Here is a 15,711-nt window from a genome sequence, read left to right as displayed (position 1 = left end):
GACGTGAACGAAACAGACGAACGATCCGCGCTGCTGGGACCTGCCGAGATCCACGCAATCGCGGCTGCCCTCGACATTCGCCCGACCAAAGTGCTGGGGCAGAACTTCGTGCACGACGGCGGAACCGTTCGACGCATCGTGCGAGCAGGTGGCGTAGGGAGAGATGACCACGTGCTTGAGGTCGGGCCGGGACTGGGGTCGCTCACACTGGCGCTCCTGGAAACCGGCGCACATGTCGATGCGGTCGAAATTGATCCACGCCTGGCTCGTGCGCTGCCGGAAACCGTTCGGGCCCGCATGCCCGAGGCAGCAGAGCGCCTCACCGTCACCTGTATGGATGCGATGAAAGTGACGCCGGACGAGTTGGGCGACGCTGCGCCCACCAAACTTGTCGCCAATCTGCCATACAACGTGGCTGTGCCGGTACTGTTGCGACTGCTCGAACGCTTCGAGACGCTGCGCGATGTCCTGGTTATGGTGCAGGCAGAGGTTGCCGACCGCCTCGTCGCAGGGCCCCGCTCACGAACCTATGGTGTTCCCTCCCTGAAAGCCGCGTGGTACGGCCACGCTGAACGAGCCGGAAGCATCGGGCGCGCCGTGTTCTGGCCGGTTCCGAACGTCGATTCCGCACTGGTGCGGCTCACCAGGCGCGATGAGCCGTTGGGTGACGCCGTCCTGCGCGACGCCACATTCGATGCGATCGACCGCGCATTCGGGCAACGACGCAAGACTCTGCGCGCGGCCCTGCGTGACTGGGCGGGATCCGGGGAAGCGGCCGCCGACCTTCTCACCCGTGCCGGCATCGACCCGCAGGCTCGTGGCGAAACGCTGTCCATCGGCCAGTTCGTCGACCTCGGCAGGCTTATCGTCGCCGCCAGATGCGATCCCTCCACGCCCGAGGGAGCCTACGCCTCCACACGAAACGGAGAGGCACATGCGTGAAGCTCAGGCCAGCGCCCCGGGCAAAGTCAACATGCTGCTGCGCGTCGGCGCGCCGGAAAAAGACGGATATCATCCGCTGATCAGCGTGTTCGAGGCGCTCGACCTGCGTGAAACCGTCACAGTGACAACGGCTCGCACCCCCGGAATCGCGGTATCGACAACCGTGTACACGCCAGAGGGCGAGGTAGACGGTCAGGCAAGCGCCATGATGAACGAGCTCGACCCGCACCGGCACTTGGCGGCACGAGCCGCACGCACCTTGCAGCGCCTCGCACAAAGCGGCCCGTGGGCGTCGACCGCGGCAGGCGTGAGGATCCACGTTGATAAGCGCGTGCCGATTGCCGGTGGAATGGCCGGTGGGTCAGCGGATGCGGCAGCCACCCTCGTCGCCTGCAACGAACTGTGGGAATTAGGACTGGACGCAGATCAGCTCCAGGCGGTCGGCCGCACGCTGGGCGCGGATGTGCCGGCCTGCCTGGTCGGCGGAATCGCGCTGGGAACCGGGCACGGCGACCATATGCAGGTCTTGGACAGCGAACATGAACACCTGTGGGTATGCGCAACCGCCCACGAAGGTTTATCGACGCCGGAGGTTTTCAGGCGGCGCGATGAGATGGGTGAATGGGCCGAACTCACCCGGCCAGACGAACAGACGCTCGCCGCACTCACCGCCAGTGCGCGCGAGGCGGCACCGTACTTACATAACGACCTGGCAGCGGCCGCGTTCACGTTGCGACCCGAACTGGCCGACACGATTGAGATCGGACGCGAAAGCGGCGCGCTCGCGGTGATCCTGTCCGGATCGGGGCCAACAGTTGCAGCCCTCGTTGCCGACGAACGCGCCGCTGACAGCGTGGCCGCAGCATGGCGTGAGGCTGATCAGGTTGATCGGGTCATCACCACGCGCGGCCCCGCCCACGGCTCAGTGGCGTCTGCGAACTGACAGTGCGCACGCTCCTACGCCCAGCGCTCCAAGTGCTGTGAGTGCGAGGATCGGTGCAGACGAGCCGGTCGCGCTGAGGCGAGGCGGCTTGTCGGCCTGAGGACGCTCGCCAGTCGTGGGCGATGTAGGCGGTGCGGGCGGTTCAGCCGGTTCCGGCGGTTCGACTGGCGTCGCCGCCTCTTCGCCGCCAATCGTGTACACCTCGTAGCGCGCAGCACTCCACGGTGCCGAACCATCGCGCGGAGTCAGCTCAACCGTGATGCTATCGACGTTCTCAGTGATGGCGCGGGGGATTTCGAACGTGTCCTCCAGCCACTGATGAGTCTGATTGGCCAGGGGCTGCAGCCACGTGCCGACATGCATGCCGTTCACGGCCACATCGACGCTTTGATAGCCACTCGACTGGTCCGACATGCGATGCAGGCGTACACCCTGATTCGACTTCTTGACTGCCGCGGTGAAAGTGATCGGATCAGTCGAGTCGCGCAGAGAATCGGTCACGCTGACCGTGTCATCGTTGCCTTCGAATGTGCTGGTCAGGGAGCGCGGTTCGCCGCCACCTGAGTACGCGTGAGCCGCCTCGCTGTCCACGTCGGTGATGTTGAGTGAATCAGTAAGGGTCAGTACAGGCGCAGCCGCGTGGCCGTACCAGAAAGCGGTCGAAGAGTATTCAGCTGGATGGCGATTATCCGGCCCGTGCTCCAATCCGGCGCTGATCGAGCTCTGGAAATCGATCGCATCACCGATCAGCAGTCGGTAGGCCGAGTCGCACTGATAGTCACAGCCGTACGTTCCAGCGATCTTCTCCAGTGGCGCACCGTTGGTAAATGCGGAGAACGGTCCGTAATCGAAATACCAGCCACCCTCGTAGAAATCTTCACTGCCGGTGCCGTGCCACTGTGGGGTGCGCAGCCCGTCAACGTAGATGCGCTCATCGCCTTCCAGGTAGCCGCGAACGTTGCCGTCGCCCTGTGACGAGGACATGGTGTGGCTGACTCCCATGAAGCGGCCCTGGCCTTCAGTTGAGAGGAACACCCAGTCGCGCCCGTCTTCGGTCGGACCCGCGTGGTGCGTGGCGTAGAAATATCCGAGGGAGGGGACCGGTCCGCTCAAACGCTCGGCCACACTCGCATCCGCGTTGAATGTGACATCGCACGTACCGTTGTTCAGCGTGTACTGAGAGTTGTTGACCAGTGAGATCGTCATCGTCTTGCCGAACGGCATCGGCCACCACGACGAATATGTCCCTGTTTCGGGATCGACACCGAACATCAGCGAGGTAACGGGCGCCTGACCCAGACCGGTACCGAAGAATTCTCCGATCGGCGCGTCGACGGTCAACTGGCCGTCGGCGTGGATCTGGATATGTGTATTCGTCAGGAAATCGTCGGACGCCGCGATTTGCTCGGCGTCAGCGGGGTTTGTATTTTCGCGCGCATAGGTCCGGTCTCCGTGCCAACGTTCGTTCACGATCGAATAGTCGTGAGCTTGTTCAGAGGCGCGCGATTCGTCGGTTCCCTCGCCAACGTCGACTTCGTCGGTTCGGATCATGTCGCCGCCCACCTTGGAGTCGACGAAGTAGCGGAATTCGTTGAAGTCGTTGCCCGCAGAGATGAATTCGTTGGTGATACGGATCGATGACTTGCCAGCGGTGGCGTCGGCGGGCAGTTCAACCGATTCTTCGCGCCACACCCCTGATTTGCCTTCGGTGCCATCCCACTGGCCGGCCTGCGTGCCGTCAACCAGGATGCGTGCCTTCTGATCAGGTGAAATCGGGTCATAGCGGCGCGTGAGCGTGACTCCCTCGTTCGCGGGATCAATCGCCACGGTGAAGCTGGTCGAATCCTTCGTTGCGCGACCGTCATCGTTCATGCGCTCAGGTGCCGGCGCGCCCTTGAGACCTGGCAGGCCAAGGGTGAAAGCCTGGAGCATTCCGGGCTCATCCAGTGTCGCGATTGTTGTGGATTCGCCCGGAGCAAGACTGAAGTCTGCGTGCAGGTTCGGCTCATTGACGAGGGAGGCCGGCGGCTGCGTACCCCAAGTCTTAGTCTGTTCGAGCAGGTCGGTGGGCACGTTGGAGGGATCGAAGGTCGAAATGCCGTCAGCGGTGGCGAACGAGCGGTACGACACATGGTAAAAGAACGGATTGTTCTGCACCGTGACGCGCATGGATTCGCGGTAGGGCATGGGGATCTTGATGTACACGCCACCGGAGGTTTGCATCTTGTCGGCAACGAACGGATAGATGAACGGTGCGCCGGCTTTACCTTCAACCACGTCCTGGAACTGTGCATTGAGAACGACTGTGCCGTCGAGTTCGATGATGATGTTGCCGGCCTTGGTGACGTCGCCACGATCCCACGTTGACCAGATGGATTGGATTTCGCCGGCGCCTGTGGCTTCTGCCAGCACGCATCCTTCATCGGTGGTGCGCAGGCAGGAGTACTTTCCGCTGAATCCGTCGTGGTCGTTGCCACCTTCGCGATCAAAACTTGAGAACTGGCGGCTCTGCGTGCCGGTGCTCAGTTCCGGAAGGCGAGTGATGTCAGTGTAGGTTTGCCAACCTGTTGCGGGATTTTCGTCGGGTGGCGCTGCCTGGGCGAGTCCGCCGATGCTGAGCAGCAGGGCTGTTGACGCGGCCAGTGCGATCTTTCCCGGTCGAGAGAGGTGATTCATCATTGATCCTTGGGTCGAGTGGCGGCATCGCCACTTCGTTTTCGGGCAAAATCAGCTTAAATGGAGCAAAAATGAGTGTCAAGCGATTGTGCATAGTAAATGCTATGTGATATATAGGTTATAGTAATACTAATGTCGCTAAACCGTTACCTGTGAAATCGTTGAGTCGTCTAAACAGCTGGTATACGGTGTGGAGATCAATCTAGGCGCTTGACATCAATGGCGAATCGGAGGCGCGTCGTGACTGTACCGTTGCTCGAAATGCACCATATCGGGAAATCGTTTTCAGGAGTGCGAGCACTCGATAATGTGTCGTTGCGCCTGGGCGCCGGTGAAGTTGTGGCACTGCTGGGAGAAAACGGAGCAGGCAAGTCCACGCTGATCAACGTGCTCTCTGGAGTCTTCAACGACTACGACGGTCACATCAAGGTCGACGGAGAGCCGGTCACGCTGCATAGCCCCAGCACCGCACAACAGCTGGGGATTTCCACCATCCACCAGGAACTGAACCTCGTCCCCGACATGTCAGTGGCAGACAATATCTGGCTCGGACGAGAACAGGCGACCGGAGGGTGGGTCAAGAAACAGCGCACGATTTCGACGGCCCGGGATCTGCTGGCGCGAGTCGGGCTGGATCTAGATCCTAGAAAGTTCGTGCGTCAATACCGACTGGCAGAACAGCAGCTCATTGAAGTGGCAAAGGCGATGAGCCTGAACACCCGAATCCTGATCATGGACGAACCGACGTCGGCGCTGGCAGATGCTGAAGTTGAACGCCTGTTCGAGGTTGTCAGGTCACTTGCATCCGAGGGAGTCGGCATCATCTACATCTCTCACCGTCTGGAAGAACTCGAAGAGATTGCTGACCGGGTCGAAGTGCTGCGAGATGGACAGTTCATCGGTGAACGCGAGATGAGGGACGTCAGTCGATCAGAACTGATCCACATGATGGTGGGTCGTCCGATCTCGGAACTGCACCAGCGTCCCGAGGAAACCGGTGCCCGCGCCGAGGGCGGCGAAGCCAGACTGACGGTGGAGCACCTCTCCCTCATGCCCAATGCGCGCGAGTCGCGGGCAGCACTGCACGACATCTCGCTGTCGGTTGAGCCCGGCGAAGTGCTGGGAATCGCCGGCCTGATGGGAGCTGGTCGCTCAGAAGTACTCGAATCCATTTTTGGAACACCCCCATCCTCGGACATGATCGGTCAGGTCACCCTGAACGGCAAGGCGCTGACCAAGCGGACGCCCGCACGCAGTATCGACGCCGGGATTGCCCTGGTATGTGAAGATCGAAAACTGCAGAGCCTGATCCTGGAAAACTCCGTGCGCTTCAATATGACGCTCCCCGCCCTGTCGGATTTTGCCGGCATAGGCGGATGGGTGAAGAAAACTCGAGAAAAGAAGGCGAGCGAGGAGCAGGTTCAGACTCTTGGGGTGAAGACCCCGTCGATGGATGCGTTCATGAGCACCTTGTCGGGTGGAAACCAGCAGAAAGTCGTCCTCGGAAAATGGCTGCTGACCAACCCGGAAGTGATCTTGCTCGATGAGCCGACACGCGGTATCGATGTCGGTGCGAAAGCAGAAATCTACGAACTTGTTGCGCAGCTGGCATCGCAGGGAGTGTCGTTCATCGTTGTCTCGTCAGAGCTTCCCGAATTACTGGGAATGTGCGACCGAATCGTGGTGTTGTGCGAAGGAAAAATCACCGCTGAATTTGACGCCGGCACAGCCACTCAGGAAGACCTACTCACCGCGGCAATGCCGATTCAAGGGCAGGCAGTCAGAGAGGATGCGCCCGCCGTCGATGCCATCGAAACTGCTAAATAGTGAAGGAGAACAACCCCATGAGCACACAGTCGCAGCGCGGATCGGGTGCGGTCGTGCAGCGCAAGAAATGGCTCCTGATGTTGAGCCAGTCCCAAGGCTATATCGGCCTTCTCCTGATCGTCCTGATTGGACTGTGGAGCCAGGGAGGGCGCTTCGCGGACATAGGAAACCTGACGAACGCCATTGGGTACTTCGCTCCGCGAGGCATCCTGGCGGTGGGAATGACTCTGGTCATTATCACCGGCGGCATCGATCTGTCGGTGGGCGCAGTCATGGCAGTCGGTTCAACCACGTCAGCATGGCTGCTGACGGAAATGAACTGGCCGGTGATCGCGATTGTTCCCACGTCAATGGCTGTGGGCGCCCTCTTCGGCATCATCAGCGGTATCGGCACCGCGTACTTAAAGATCCAGTCGTTTGTCATGACGCTGGCCATCATGACGATCGCACGAGGCTTTACCCGCGAGTTCTCCCATAACGTGTCGATCGGAACGAATGTGATCGGACCGGACGGGGAGGTGGCTCCGGGATCTCAACAGTTCCGAATGCTGGGGACGCCAGGCGAAACGCTGTTCCCTATACCGTTAATAGGGTATTTCCCTGTGCTGGCGCTGATCGTGGTCATTATCCTCGTCCATCTGCTGCTGTCACGCACGACGTTCGGGCGGCACGTGTACGCGGTGGGCGGCAATCCCACCGCGGCGCGCCTGTCGGGTGTGAACGTCAAAGCAGTGCTCGTCATTGTCTTCATGATCTCTGGTTTGCTGTGCGGCCTGGCCGGTCCGATTAACGCGGCTTATAACGCATCAGCAGATCCTCAAGCCGGCATGACCTATGAGATGGACGCGATTGCAGCCGTCGTCATCGGTGGTGCGAGCCTGGCTGGCGGCCGAGGCACAGTGATCGGAACGTCGATCGGCGCATTGATCCTGACCCTGCTCGACAACGTGCTGGGCCTGAACAACTTCAGTGCCAACTGGCAGATGATCATTAAAGGCATCATCCTCGTGGTCGCCGTTGTGATCCAACATCCCGACCTCATTCCCAACGCTGCGGCTCGCCTGAAACGACGAACCGCGCATCCCGTTAAGGCATCCTCGACGCGACACGCGAAGGAGTAGGCCGAGGGGGAAGTCCACACCAAGGTAAACACAACACTAAGAAAGCGAAGGAGCTCTCATGACAATCACGCGACGCAAACTACCGGTACTCCTGGCGGGTGCCCTGGTCGCCGCAGCATCGCTCGGCGCGTGCGCAACCAACGATCAGCCGACATCCGGCTCACAGGCAGATGAAGGCGCATCGAGTGCCACAACTGATCAGAGCAGCGCGGCTGGCGCAAGCGACGGACGTCTGCTGCCCGAAAAGGACAAGTACGTCATCGGGTACTCACAGGCCAACAACGCTGAGCCATATCGTGCGCAGATCAACGCACAGCTGGAGTATTACATCGGGCAGGAATCGAACCTTGAGTTGCTGCCGATTGCTGACGCTCAGCAGGATTCCTCACGTCAGGTGAGTCAGGTCCAGCAGTTCATTCAGCAGGGCGTTGACATTCTGATCGTCTCGCCTAACGAGTCTGACCCGTTGACCCCGCCAGTTGAGCAGGCATGTGAAGCAGGTATCCCGGTGATCGTGCTGGACCGCGCTGTGAACACGGACTGCATCACCTCCTTCATTGGCGGTGACAACGTGGCAATCGGTAAGGCCGCAGGTGAACTGGCACTCCAGCTTCTGCCTGATGGCGGTAAGGTCGTCGAGCTGCGAGGCATTACCTCGAACCAGCCTCAGATCGACCGCGACCAGGGCTTCCGTGACGCAATCGCTGCGAACCCGAAGATCGAGATCGTCAAGGATCAGGACGCAAAGTGGATCAAGGAAGAGGGCACCAAGATCATGCAGCAGTGGCTGCAGTCCGGTGAAGACATTGACCTGGTCTACGCGCACAATGACCCAATGGCGCTGGGCGCCTACCTGGCTGCGGCAGGTGCCGGCAAAGCCGAGGACATCAAGTTCATCGGTATTGACGGCCTCGCAATTCCTGACGGTGGCATACGAGCCGTTCAGGAAGGCCAGCTGGCAGGTACCTTCATCTATCCGACAGGTGCTAAGGAAACAGTTGACACCATTTTGGCGATGATCAAGGGCGAGCCGGTCGAGGCCCAGCAGGTCCTTGAAACCACCCCGATCACACCTGAAAACGCTGCCGAACAGTACGAGCTGAACGACTTCTCCAACAAGAAGTAAGAGGGCTTGTACGAGGCCGGCGCCGAGGAACTCCCCGGCGCCGGCACAAGAGAGGCAGAGCGTGGAAGATCACGAGTAGTTACCTCTGATCTTCGAGCTCCTCGGACAGCTCCAGCCACTGTGCTTCGAGCTGGCCAACCTCGTCCTCAACTGCGCGAACCTGATCCGCAAGGTCCTGTAACCCCACGTAGTCAGTCGGATCATGGTCTGCCATCTGCGCTTTCAGATCCTCGTCCTGGCGTGTCAGGCGGTCCATCTTTCGCTCCAGCGCTGACAGCTCTTTTTGTGCAGCGTAGGCGCGAGCGCTGGAATTCTCGGTTTCCTCCTCAGGAGGTGATGGTTCCGCGGGCTCAGTCTGGCCCTGGATCTTCAGGTACTGCTCGACCCCACCGGGCAGATGGCGGAACGTGCCGTCAATGATGGCGTATTGCTGGTCGGTGACGCGCTCAATCAGGTACCGATCGTGCGACACAACCAGCAGCGTGCCCGGCCACGTGTCGAGGACGTCCTCCAGGGCGGTCAGCATATCGGCATCGACGTCGTTGGTCGGCTCGTCCAGAATCATGACATTGGGTTGGTCAAGCAGGACGAGCAGAATCTGCAGCCTGCGTTTCTGCCCGCCCGACAGTTCTCCGACGCGCGCTGACAGATGCTCGTGGCGAAATCCGAGGCGCTCCAGCATCTGCGCTGGAGTGGTGTCTTTACCGTCCACGACGAACGTTGTTCTGGTGCGGCCAAGCACTTCGCGCACGCGGTCACCCGAGATCTCATCCAGCTGCGAAAACTGCTGGTCGAGCACTCCGATACGAACAGTCTTACCCTGACGTACTCGCCCCGACGTCGGCTTCAGCGCACCGCTGATGACGTTGAGCAGGGTTGACTTGCCCGCACCGTTCGGGCCGAGGATAGCGCTGCGCTCTCCGGGTGCGATCCTCCACGTCACGTCGCGCAGAACCTCGTTCGTATCAAACGAAACCGACACGTCCAGCAGATCCACCACCTGTTTGCCCAGGCGTGCCACAGATAGCCGCTGCAGTTCAATCGGGTTGCGCACCTGCGGTACGTCAGCGATCAGCTCATTCGCCGCTTCGATACGGAACTTCGGCTTGGACGTGCGCGCCGGCGCTCCGCGACGCAACCAGGCAAGTTCCTTGCGCATCAGGTTATGGCGCTTCGCTTCGGTCGCAGCCGCGATCCGGTCACGTTCCACACGCTGCAGGACGTACGCTGCGTATCCGCCTTCGAACGGTTCAACCGTTGTGTCATGCACCTCCCACATGCGGGTGCACACCTCATCAAGGAACCACCGATCGTGCGTCACAACGATGAGCGCACCGTCGCGCGGACTCCACCGGTACTTGAGATGGTCAGCCAGCCACGCGACCGCCTCGATGTCCAGGTGGTTCGTTGGTTCATCCAGAATCAGCACATCCCACTCGCCCACAAGCAGGCGCGCAAGATCGACGCGTCGGCGCTGTCCACCTGAAAGATCACCGACGAGGGAATCCCATGCGATATCCGAAGCCAGTCCAGAAATAATGGATCGGATATTCGCGTCGGACGCCCACTCATACTCCGGGCGATCTCCCACTAGTGCTTCTTTGACGGTGTGAGACGGATTCAGACGATCAGACTGGCTGAGGTATCCCAGGCGCAGGTCGCGACGATGAGTGACGCGACCGCTGTCAGGTGTGATCTGGCGGGTCAGTAGCCGCAAGAGTGTGGATTTGCCGTCTCCGTTGCGACCCACCACGCCGATTCGGTCGCCCTCGTCAACTCCGACGGTGACCTGATCAAGGACGACGGTCGTGGGGTATTCCATATGCAGGTTGTCTGTGCCAAGAAGATGTGCCATATCGGCACATATGGTACGTCAAAATGCGCTGGTGAGGAGACCTCAGAATCCTCATATCAATCGAGATGATGTGAGTGCGGGGTTCGAAGAGCAGGCTAAATGGCCGCTTACCTGCGTAAATGGTGGGATCGTGCGCATGGATTCCGATCAGGCCGTCTTCGCGTGGCCTGGCCAGGCCTTGATCTGCTGCAGAAGCGTCACTGCGTGGCGATCCCACATGTGACCGCCCACGATGACGCCGACGACCAGACATACCAGCGACCAGACTGGGGCAACGATGTAGCCGATCCAATCTGGCAGGATGCCGAAGAAGCCGAGTAGCAGAACGACTGAGGCCGGCAAAGACGCCACAAGAGCCGCGAGCCACTGGGCGAACTGCACCAGCATCGTGGCAGTGAAGCTGCCGGTGGATTTTGTCGATATCGGGTTCGCGCCGGGCGGAGGAACAGGGTAGAGCCAGCGTGCATGCAGGATCTGGCCTGCGCCGGCAGTCGCGCAGAACAGGAGCACCGTGGTGACTGCGAGGTAGATGAGCGAACGCCCTTGAATCCCCGCGGCGAAAGCCAGCAGTGCCATGACAACGGCGAAGAGGCTGATCGCTGAGGGTAACGCGCCCACAAGACGACCCAGACGCTCGTCGCGTCCGCGTATTCCAGCAGTGATGCTCAGCCAGTTCGCCGTTGAATCCCATGCCATCAGGGTCGCGACGACACCGCCGAAGAGCATCGCACCAAAGAGCGTGAAGAAAATGGCGAACGTGTTGCCAAAGCTGAAGTCCGAATTCGACCCCATAAACGAAATTGCGATACCCAGCACGGGCAGGACGCCGACCGCGATCAGCTGTGAGAGCAGACGCGGATCGCGGATAAACTCGTGACTGGTGCGGGCCGCCAGCGCGGCCGCTGCCCGTGGCAAACCCAGACGCAACCACGGATCGACATGCTTGAAGGAGCGCTGGTCAGCGCGCGCCGAGGGAGCAGCCTGCGTGGGATCGATCAAGTGGTGTCCCTCTGCAATCGCCTGACGGGCCTCAGCACTGACTGGCCGTGCCTTGCCATTCATGGCGAAGGGGAGTACGTACTGCCACAGCTTCCATCCTGCCCACAAAGTGACCAGTGAAATGGCCAGCCGCGCGAGGGCGACAAGGTAGTTGCCTTCATAGACGGATTGACTGATCGCGAACGGGGCGCCCATCGGTGTCCAGCCGACGATCGTACCGAGTCGGGTGACGAAAGCGGCGTTGAAGTTGTCGATTCCGGCATTGATGTACAGACCCAGAGGCGTGACGAAGAGAAACAGCGCGACCGTTGCGATGACGCCCTGTAGATCGCGCCTACGGGTGGAAGCCGTCATCTGAACGCTCATCCACGTCGTCACGGCACGTGACCACACCAGCGATATAGCAAGTGCCAGGCAGGCGCTGATCACACTGACGAGCGCCACCACCACATGGCCGGAGACAATCCAGGCGACGAAGGGAACCAGAAGAAATAACGCAGTGCCAATGCCGGAGAATCCCACGAAAGCTGCGGCAATCATGCCGATCGCGAAACGCCGTGAAGGTGCGGCAAACGGTGCGAGGCGAACCGGATCCAACGTGTTGTCAGCCGATGCCATAAGCGCAGGAGCTATCACCCATGCCAGCACAGCTAAGGCACTGATCAAAGTGAACATGACGCTGGCCAGGTCGGCGTAGCCCTCGAAGATGGAAAACACGGCTCCGACGGCAATCATTCCGACGTAGCCGGCGATGCCCAGGGCCCCCAGGATTGACAGGACGAGGAAGGCTGTCTGACGCTTCATCGAGTTCCACGTCAGCTTCGCTTTCATCCGCATTAGGAGTGCAACCATGACAGCCCTTCGTGAGTGATGCGGCCTCCGACGATCTGAGTGAAGCGCTCTTCGAGGTCACCGCCTGCAGCTACCTCGTCAGTCGTGCCGGAAATTACGACCTGACCGTGATGGATGATCGCAACGTGGCTGCACAGTTTCTGCACGGTTGACATTACGTGACTAGACAGCACAACTGTGCCGCCCTGGCGCACGAACGATTTGAGAATCTCACGGATATTGGCGGCCGAAACCGGGTCGACCGATTCGAACGGCTCGTCCAGAACCAGGACGCTGGGGGAGTGGATCAAGGATGCGCCCAACGCGATCTTCTTGGTCATGCCGGCCGAATAGTCGCCGATCATTTTGTCAGACGTTTCAGTCAGATCCAGGGCTTCGAGCAGGTCCTGGGTACGTGAGCGCGCAGTGTCAGTGTCCATCCCGCGCAGCAAGGCCACGTAGGTCAGGAAATCCGGGCCGGAGAGGCGGTCCAGCAAATGCATACCGTCAGGCATTACTCCGAGCAGTTTCTTAGCCTCGGTTGGATTGGCCCACATGTCAACGCCGTGGACGTAGGCTGTTCCTTCATCTGGACGCAACAGGCCGGTCGCCATTGTCAGGGTTGTGGTTTTGCCTGCACCGTTGGGGCCGACGATTCCATAGAACGAGCCGGCGGGAATATTCAGGCTCAGGTCGCCTACTGCGACGAGATTGCCGTACACCTTGACCAGGTGATCGAATGCGAGTGCCGGTGGTTGGTCAGTCATAAGTCCCCTCGCGGTAGTGGTCGGACGCTACTTTTAGGCTAGTACTTCGTTTCGTAAGATGCGAGGATAATTCTGAGCAGGTCAGCAAGATCGTCCTGATCGCCTCGGGAAAGCGGCGCCAGAATCTGCTTTTCACATTCGAGCAGGGAGATCAGCGCCGCATCAACGTGCTTCTTGCCGGTGGGGGTCAGGGTGACGAGGACGGCGCGCCGGTCATCCGGAGCCGGTGAACGCGTTACAAGGTGGCGACGTTCGAGGCGGTCAATACGGTTCGTCATTGTCCCGGAGGTGACGAGCAGTTCGTCCATGAGGTGCCCGGGCGTCATCGAATACGGCTTTCCGGCGCGGCGCAGGGAGGAGAGCACGTCGAATTCCCACGGGTCAAGATCGTGTTGGGCGAATGCCTCGCGCCGCTTGAGATCCAGATGGCGCGCCAGTCTGGCTACGCGCGAGAGCACAAGCATGGGGGAGGGGTCAGTGTCCGGGCGTTGACGTGCCCACCCCTGAACGATCGCATCGACCTCGTCTCGCTGCGTTTTTCTCATGACACCAAGATACTTGTTTTCGAGATACTTTCGCGAGGGGGGCTCACGCAGAATGCATACGCAATGACGGATCAGTCTTGAGGTTGCGCAGCCCGTACCACACCAGGTTGACGGCGTGTGCAGCCACAACTTCCTTCGGCATGGAGCGGTCTTCGAGCCACCACTGCCCGACCTGCGCGATCAAACCGACAAGCATCTGCGCATACAGCGGTGCCCACCCCGGTTCCATATTCGAGCGTTCGAACTGTTCGGCCACAAGGTATTCCACCCGCATCGCAACATCGCCGAGCACCGATGAGAAAGAACTGGATGTACGGTCGTTGGGTGTATCGCGCACGAGGACGCGGAAGCCATCCGTATTCGATTCAATGTAATCCAGCAGTGTCAGTGCGGCCGCCTCGAGGATCTCACGCGGATGCGTGGACGATTCCAGCGACGTCTGGATCGCGGAGACAAGGGACTGCACCTCACGGTCCACGATCACCGCATACAGACCTTCTTTTCCGCCAAAGTGCTCGTAGACGACCGGTTTGGAGACGCCTGCCTGCGCGGCTGCCTCCTCCATGGACGTACCGTCGAAACCTTTCTTTGCAAAGAGGGCGCGACCGACTTCAATGAGTTGCTCACGTCGCGCCACACCGCTCATCCGGACTCGTTTTTCTGCCATAGCAGTACTCTAGAACGTGTTGAGCTCCACACTTTAAGCTTCTGATTCTTCGCGCGACTGTGACATAATCGGGTGGTCTATCCGCCTTGGTGTAACGGCAGCACAGGGGTTTTTGGTGCCCTTAGTCTAGGTTCGAATCCTGGGGGCGGAGCTCAATGTACTGAGCAAAGTTGCACTATAGCAACGAAAAACGGTTTTGCGTCATCCTCTCTGGGGGGTCGCGTTCCCCGAAATAATCTCGTGCCTGCACGACACCGGAACAACAGTGCTAATCGATCCCGAAATAGCCTTGAGGGGCCTGTATCGAGTAAAGCACGCCACATCAACTCACGGATCAGGGGGATGAACCTATAGCATAAGAGACGCCGCATCCGTGTAGCGGCAGGTTGAAGGGGAGGACAACCGTATGAGTGGCTTGGTCGCCAGTGGTGAAAAACGACTCGTGCTTGTATCAGGACGGGCACACGTCGATCTTGCAAATCAGGTAGGTGAGCATCTGGGCTGCGGTGTCTCTGCGACCACTGCCTACGATTTTGCCAACGGAGAGATCTACGTTCGATTCAACGAATCTGTGCGTGGGGCTGACGTCTTCGTGCTGCAGTCGCACACCACCCCTATTAACAAGTGGCTGATGGAACAGCTCATCATGATTGATGCCGCCAAGCGCGCGTCAGCCAAGCGCATCACCGCTGTTTCACCGTTTTACCCCTATGCACGTCAGGATAAGAAACATCAGGGTCGTGAACCGATCTCCGCTCGCCTCGTGGCCGATCTGTACAAGACAGCCGGAGCTGACCGCGTGATGAGCGTGGATCTGCACGCCTCGCAGGAACAGGGCTTCTTCGACGGTCCTGTTGATCACCTGTGGGCCATGCCCGTGCTGGTCGACTACGTGCGCGGACGCGTGAACCTGTCGCACGCCACTGTCGTGTCGCCGGACGCCGGCCGCATTCGCGTGGCTGAGAAGTGGGCTGCGAAGATGGGGAACTGCCCGCTGGCATTCATTCACAAGACCCGTGACACCACTCGCCCCAACGTCGCGGTCGCCAACCGCGTGGTGGGTGAAGTCGACGGGCGTGACTGCGTGCTGGTTGATGACCTGATCGACACGGGCGGCACGATTGCTGAAGCGGTCAAGGTACTGTACAAGGCCGGTGCGAAGTCAGTGCTCGTGGCGGCAACGCACGGCGTCCTGTCCCACCCGGCAACCCAGCGCCTCTCTGAGTGTGGAGCAACTGAAGTGGTCGTCACTGACACGTTGCCCATCACTGGGGAGAAGCGTTTTGACAAGCTGACGATCCTGTCGATTGCGCCTCTGCTGGCTCGCGCCATTAAAGAGGTCTTCGAAGACGGATCGGTCACATCACTGTTCGACGGGGTCGCATAGAGCGCCCCTTTCGGGTTAGGCTATG

General features: G+C 59.9%; 12 protein-coding genes and 1 tRNA gene. 7 read left to right on the top strand and 6 right to left on the bottom strand.

Annotated elements, in window-relative coordinates:
* The first annotated feature begins 3 nt into the window (after positions 1-3).
* Both rsmA and AC1DA5_RS08060 read left to right on the top strand, forming a co-directional pair.
* On the top strand, positions 4-942 hold the full coding sequence (gene rsmA / locus AC1DA5_RS08065) for a 16S rRNA (adenine(1518)-N(6)/adenine(1519)-N(6))-dimethyltransferase RsmA (RefSeq protein WP_480289823.1): 939 nt from the start codon (positions 4-6) through the stop codon (positions 940-942).
* Positions 935-1,885, top strand: a complete 951-nt coding sequence (locus AC1DA5_RS08060; protein WP_058236188.1) for a 4-(cytidine 5'-diphospho)-2-C-methyl-D-erythritol kinase — start codon at positions 935-937, stop codon at positions 1,883-1,885. The genes rsmA and AC1DA5_RS08060 overlap by 8 nt, the downstream gene beginning before the upstream one ends.
* On the opposite strand, the gene AC1DA5_RS08055 is transcribed toward AC1DA5_RS08060, so the two are convergent.
* The gene (locus AC1DA5_RS08055; RefSeq protein ID WP_480289821.1) at positions 1,865-4,564 is read right to left on the bottom strand and encodes a glycoside hydrolase family 172 protein; all 2,700 of its coding nucleotides are present in this window, start codon (positions 4,562-4,564) and stop codon (positions 1,865-1,867) included. The genes AC1DA5_RS08060 and AC1DA5_RS08055 overlap by 21 nt on opposite strands.
* 237 nt (positions 4,565-4,801) lie before the next feature.
* Between AC1DA5_RS08055 and AC1DA5_RS08050 the strand changes: the two genes are divergently transcribed.
* From AC1DA5_RS08050 to AC1DA5_RS08040, 3 genes are read left to right on the top strand one after another with little or no spacing between them, the layout of a single operon-like run.
* Positions 4,802-6,388: a sugar ABC transporter ATP-binding protein gene (locus AC1DA5_RS08050; RefSeq protein WP_480289819.1), complete on the top strand. Its 1,587-nt coding sequence runs from the start codon at positions 4,802-4,804 to the stop codon at positions 6,386-6,388.
* A 17-nt stretch (positions 6,389-6,405) separates the two neighbouring features.
* Positions 6,406-7,509: an ABC transporter permease gene (locus tag AC1DA5_RS08045; RefSeq protein ID WP_058236186.1), complete on the top strand. Its 1,104-nt coding sequence runs from the start codon at positions 6,406-6,408 to the stop codon at positions 7,507-7,509.
* Positions 7,510-7,567: 58 nt separating this feature from the next.
* Positions 7,568-8,635: a substrate-binding domain-containing protein gene (locus AC1DA5_RS08040; RefSeq protein ID WP_480289817.1), complete on the top strand. Its 1,068-nt coding sequence runs from the start codon at positions 7,568-7,570 to the stop codon at positions 8,633-8,635.
* A gap of 79 nt (positions 8,636-8,714) precedes the next feature.
* Here the strand turns inward: AC1DA5_RS08040 and AC1DA5_RS08035 are convergent, their stop codons facing one another.
* The 5 genes from AC1DA5_RS08035 to AC1DA5_RS08015 form a co-directional block, all read right to left on the bottom strand.
* Positions 8,715-10,490 (bottom strand): ABC-F family ATP-binding cassette domain-containing protein, encoded by a 1,776-nt coding sequence (locus AC1DA5_RS08035; RefSeq protein ID WP_480289815.1) that lies wholly within the window; start codon positions 10,488-10,490, stop codon positions 8,715-8,717.
* Positions 10,491-10,637: 147 nt separating this feature from the next.
* Positions 10,638-12,341 carry a hypothetical protein gene (locus AC1DA5_RS08030; protein ID WP_157886311.1) on the bottom strand — a complete coding sequence of 568 codons (1,704 nt, stop codon included), beginning with the start codon at positions 12,339-12,341 and terminating at the stop codon, positions 10,638-10,640.
* Positions 12,326-13,087, bottom strand: coding sequence for an ABC transporter ATP-binding protein (locus AC1DA5_RS08025; RefSeq protein ID WP_058236179.1), 762 nt, complete (start codon positions 13,085-13,087; stop codon positions 12,326-12,328). The genes AC1DA5_RS08030 and AC1DA5_RS08025 overlap by 16 nt, the downstream gene beginning before the upstream one ends.
* A 38-nt stretch (positions 13,088-13,125) precedes the next feature.
* Entirely contained in the window at positions 13,126-13,632 is a 507-nt protein-coding gene (locus tag AC1DA5_RS08020; RefSeq protein WP_058236178.1) for a MarR family winged helix-turn-helix transcriptional regulator, read from the bottom strand.
* A 43-nt stretch (positions 13,633-13,675) separates the two neighbouring features.
* Complete coding sequence (locus tag AC1DA5_RS08015) at positions 13,676-14,299, bottom strand: TetR/AcrR family transcriptional regulator (protein WP_058236177.1); 624 nt, start codon at positions 14,297-14,299, stop codon at positions 13,676-13,678.
* A gap of 80 nt (positions 14,300-14,379) precedes the next feature.
* Here AC1DA5_RS08015 and AC1DA5_RS08010 point away from each other — a divergent pair.
* Positions 14,380-14,450: transfer RNA gene (locus AC1DA5_RS08010), tRNA-Gln, on the top strand.
* A 255-nt stretch (positions 14,451-14,705) separates the two neighbouring features.
* The gene (locus AC1DA5_RS08005; protein WP_058236176.1) at positions 14,706-15,686 is read left to right on the top strand and encodes a ribose-phosphate diphosphokinase; all 981 of its coding nucleotides are present in this window, start codon (positions 14,706-14,708) and stop codon (positions 15,684-15,686) included.
* The last annotated feature ends 25 nt before the right edge of the window (positions 15,687-15,711 follow it).

This window comes from Pauljensenia sp. C0254C2 (assembly GCF_056583835.1).
Note: the sequence above shows the minus strand (reverse complement) of the source record. Positions and strands in the feature narration are given on the sequence as shown.

Excerpts from the sequence above, each read along its gene's own strand:
- AC1DA5_RS08060 (WP_058236188.1), top strand. The coding sequence starts at position 935 with ATGCGTGAAGCTCAGGCCAGCGCCCCGGGCAAAGTCAACATGCTGCTG.
- AC1DA5_RS08055 (WP_480289821.1), bottom strand. The coding sequence starts at position 4,564 with ATGATGAATCACCTCTCTCGACCGGGAAAGATCGCACTGGCCGCGTCA.
- AC1DA5_RS08045 (WP_058236186.1), top strand. The coding sequence starts at position 6,406 with ATGAGCACACAGTCGCAGCGCGGATCGGGTGCGGTCGTGCAGCGCAAG.
- AC1DA5_RS08040 (WP_480289817.1), top strand. The coding sequence starts at position 7,568 with ATGACAATCACGCGACGCAAACTACCGGTACTCCTGGCGGGTGCCCTG.
- AC1DA5_RS08035 (WP_480289815.1), bottom strand. The coding sequence starts at position 10,490 with ATGGCACATCTTCTTGGCACAGACAACCTGCATATGGAATACCCCACG.
- AC1DA5_RS08030 (WP_157886311.1), bottom strand. The coding sequence starts at position 12,341 with ATGGTTGCACTCCTAATGCGGATGAAAGCGAAGCTGACGTGGAACTCG.
- AC1DA5_RS08025 (WP_058236179.1), bottom strand. The coding sequence starts at position 13,087 with ATGACTGACCAACCACCGGCACTCGCATTCGATCACCTGGTCAAGGTG.
- AC1DA5_RS08020 (WP_058236178.1), bottom strand. The coding sequence starts at position 13,632 with ATGAGAAAAACGCAGCGAGACGAGGTCGATGCGATCGTTCAGGGGTGG.
- AC1DA5_RS08015 (WP_058236177.1), bottom strand. The coding sequence starts at position 14,299 with ATGGCAGAAAAACGAGTCCGGATGAGCGGTGTGGCGCGACGTGAGCAA.
- AC1DA5_RS08005 (WP_058236176.1), top strand. The coding sequence starts at position 14,706 with ATGAGTGGCTTGGTCGCCAGTGGTGAAAAACGACTCGTGCTTGTATCA.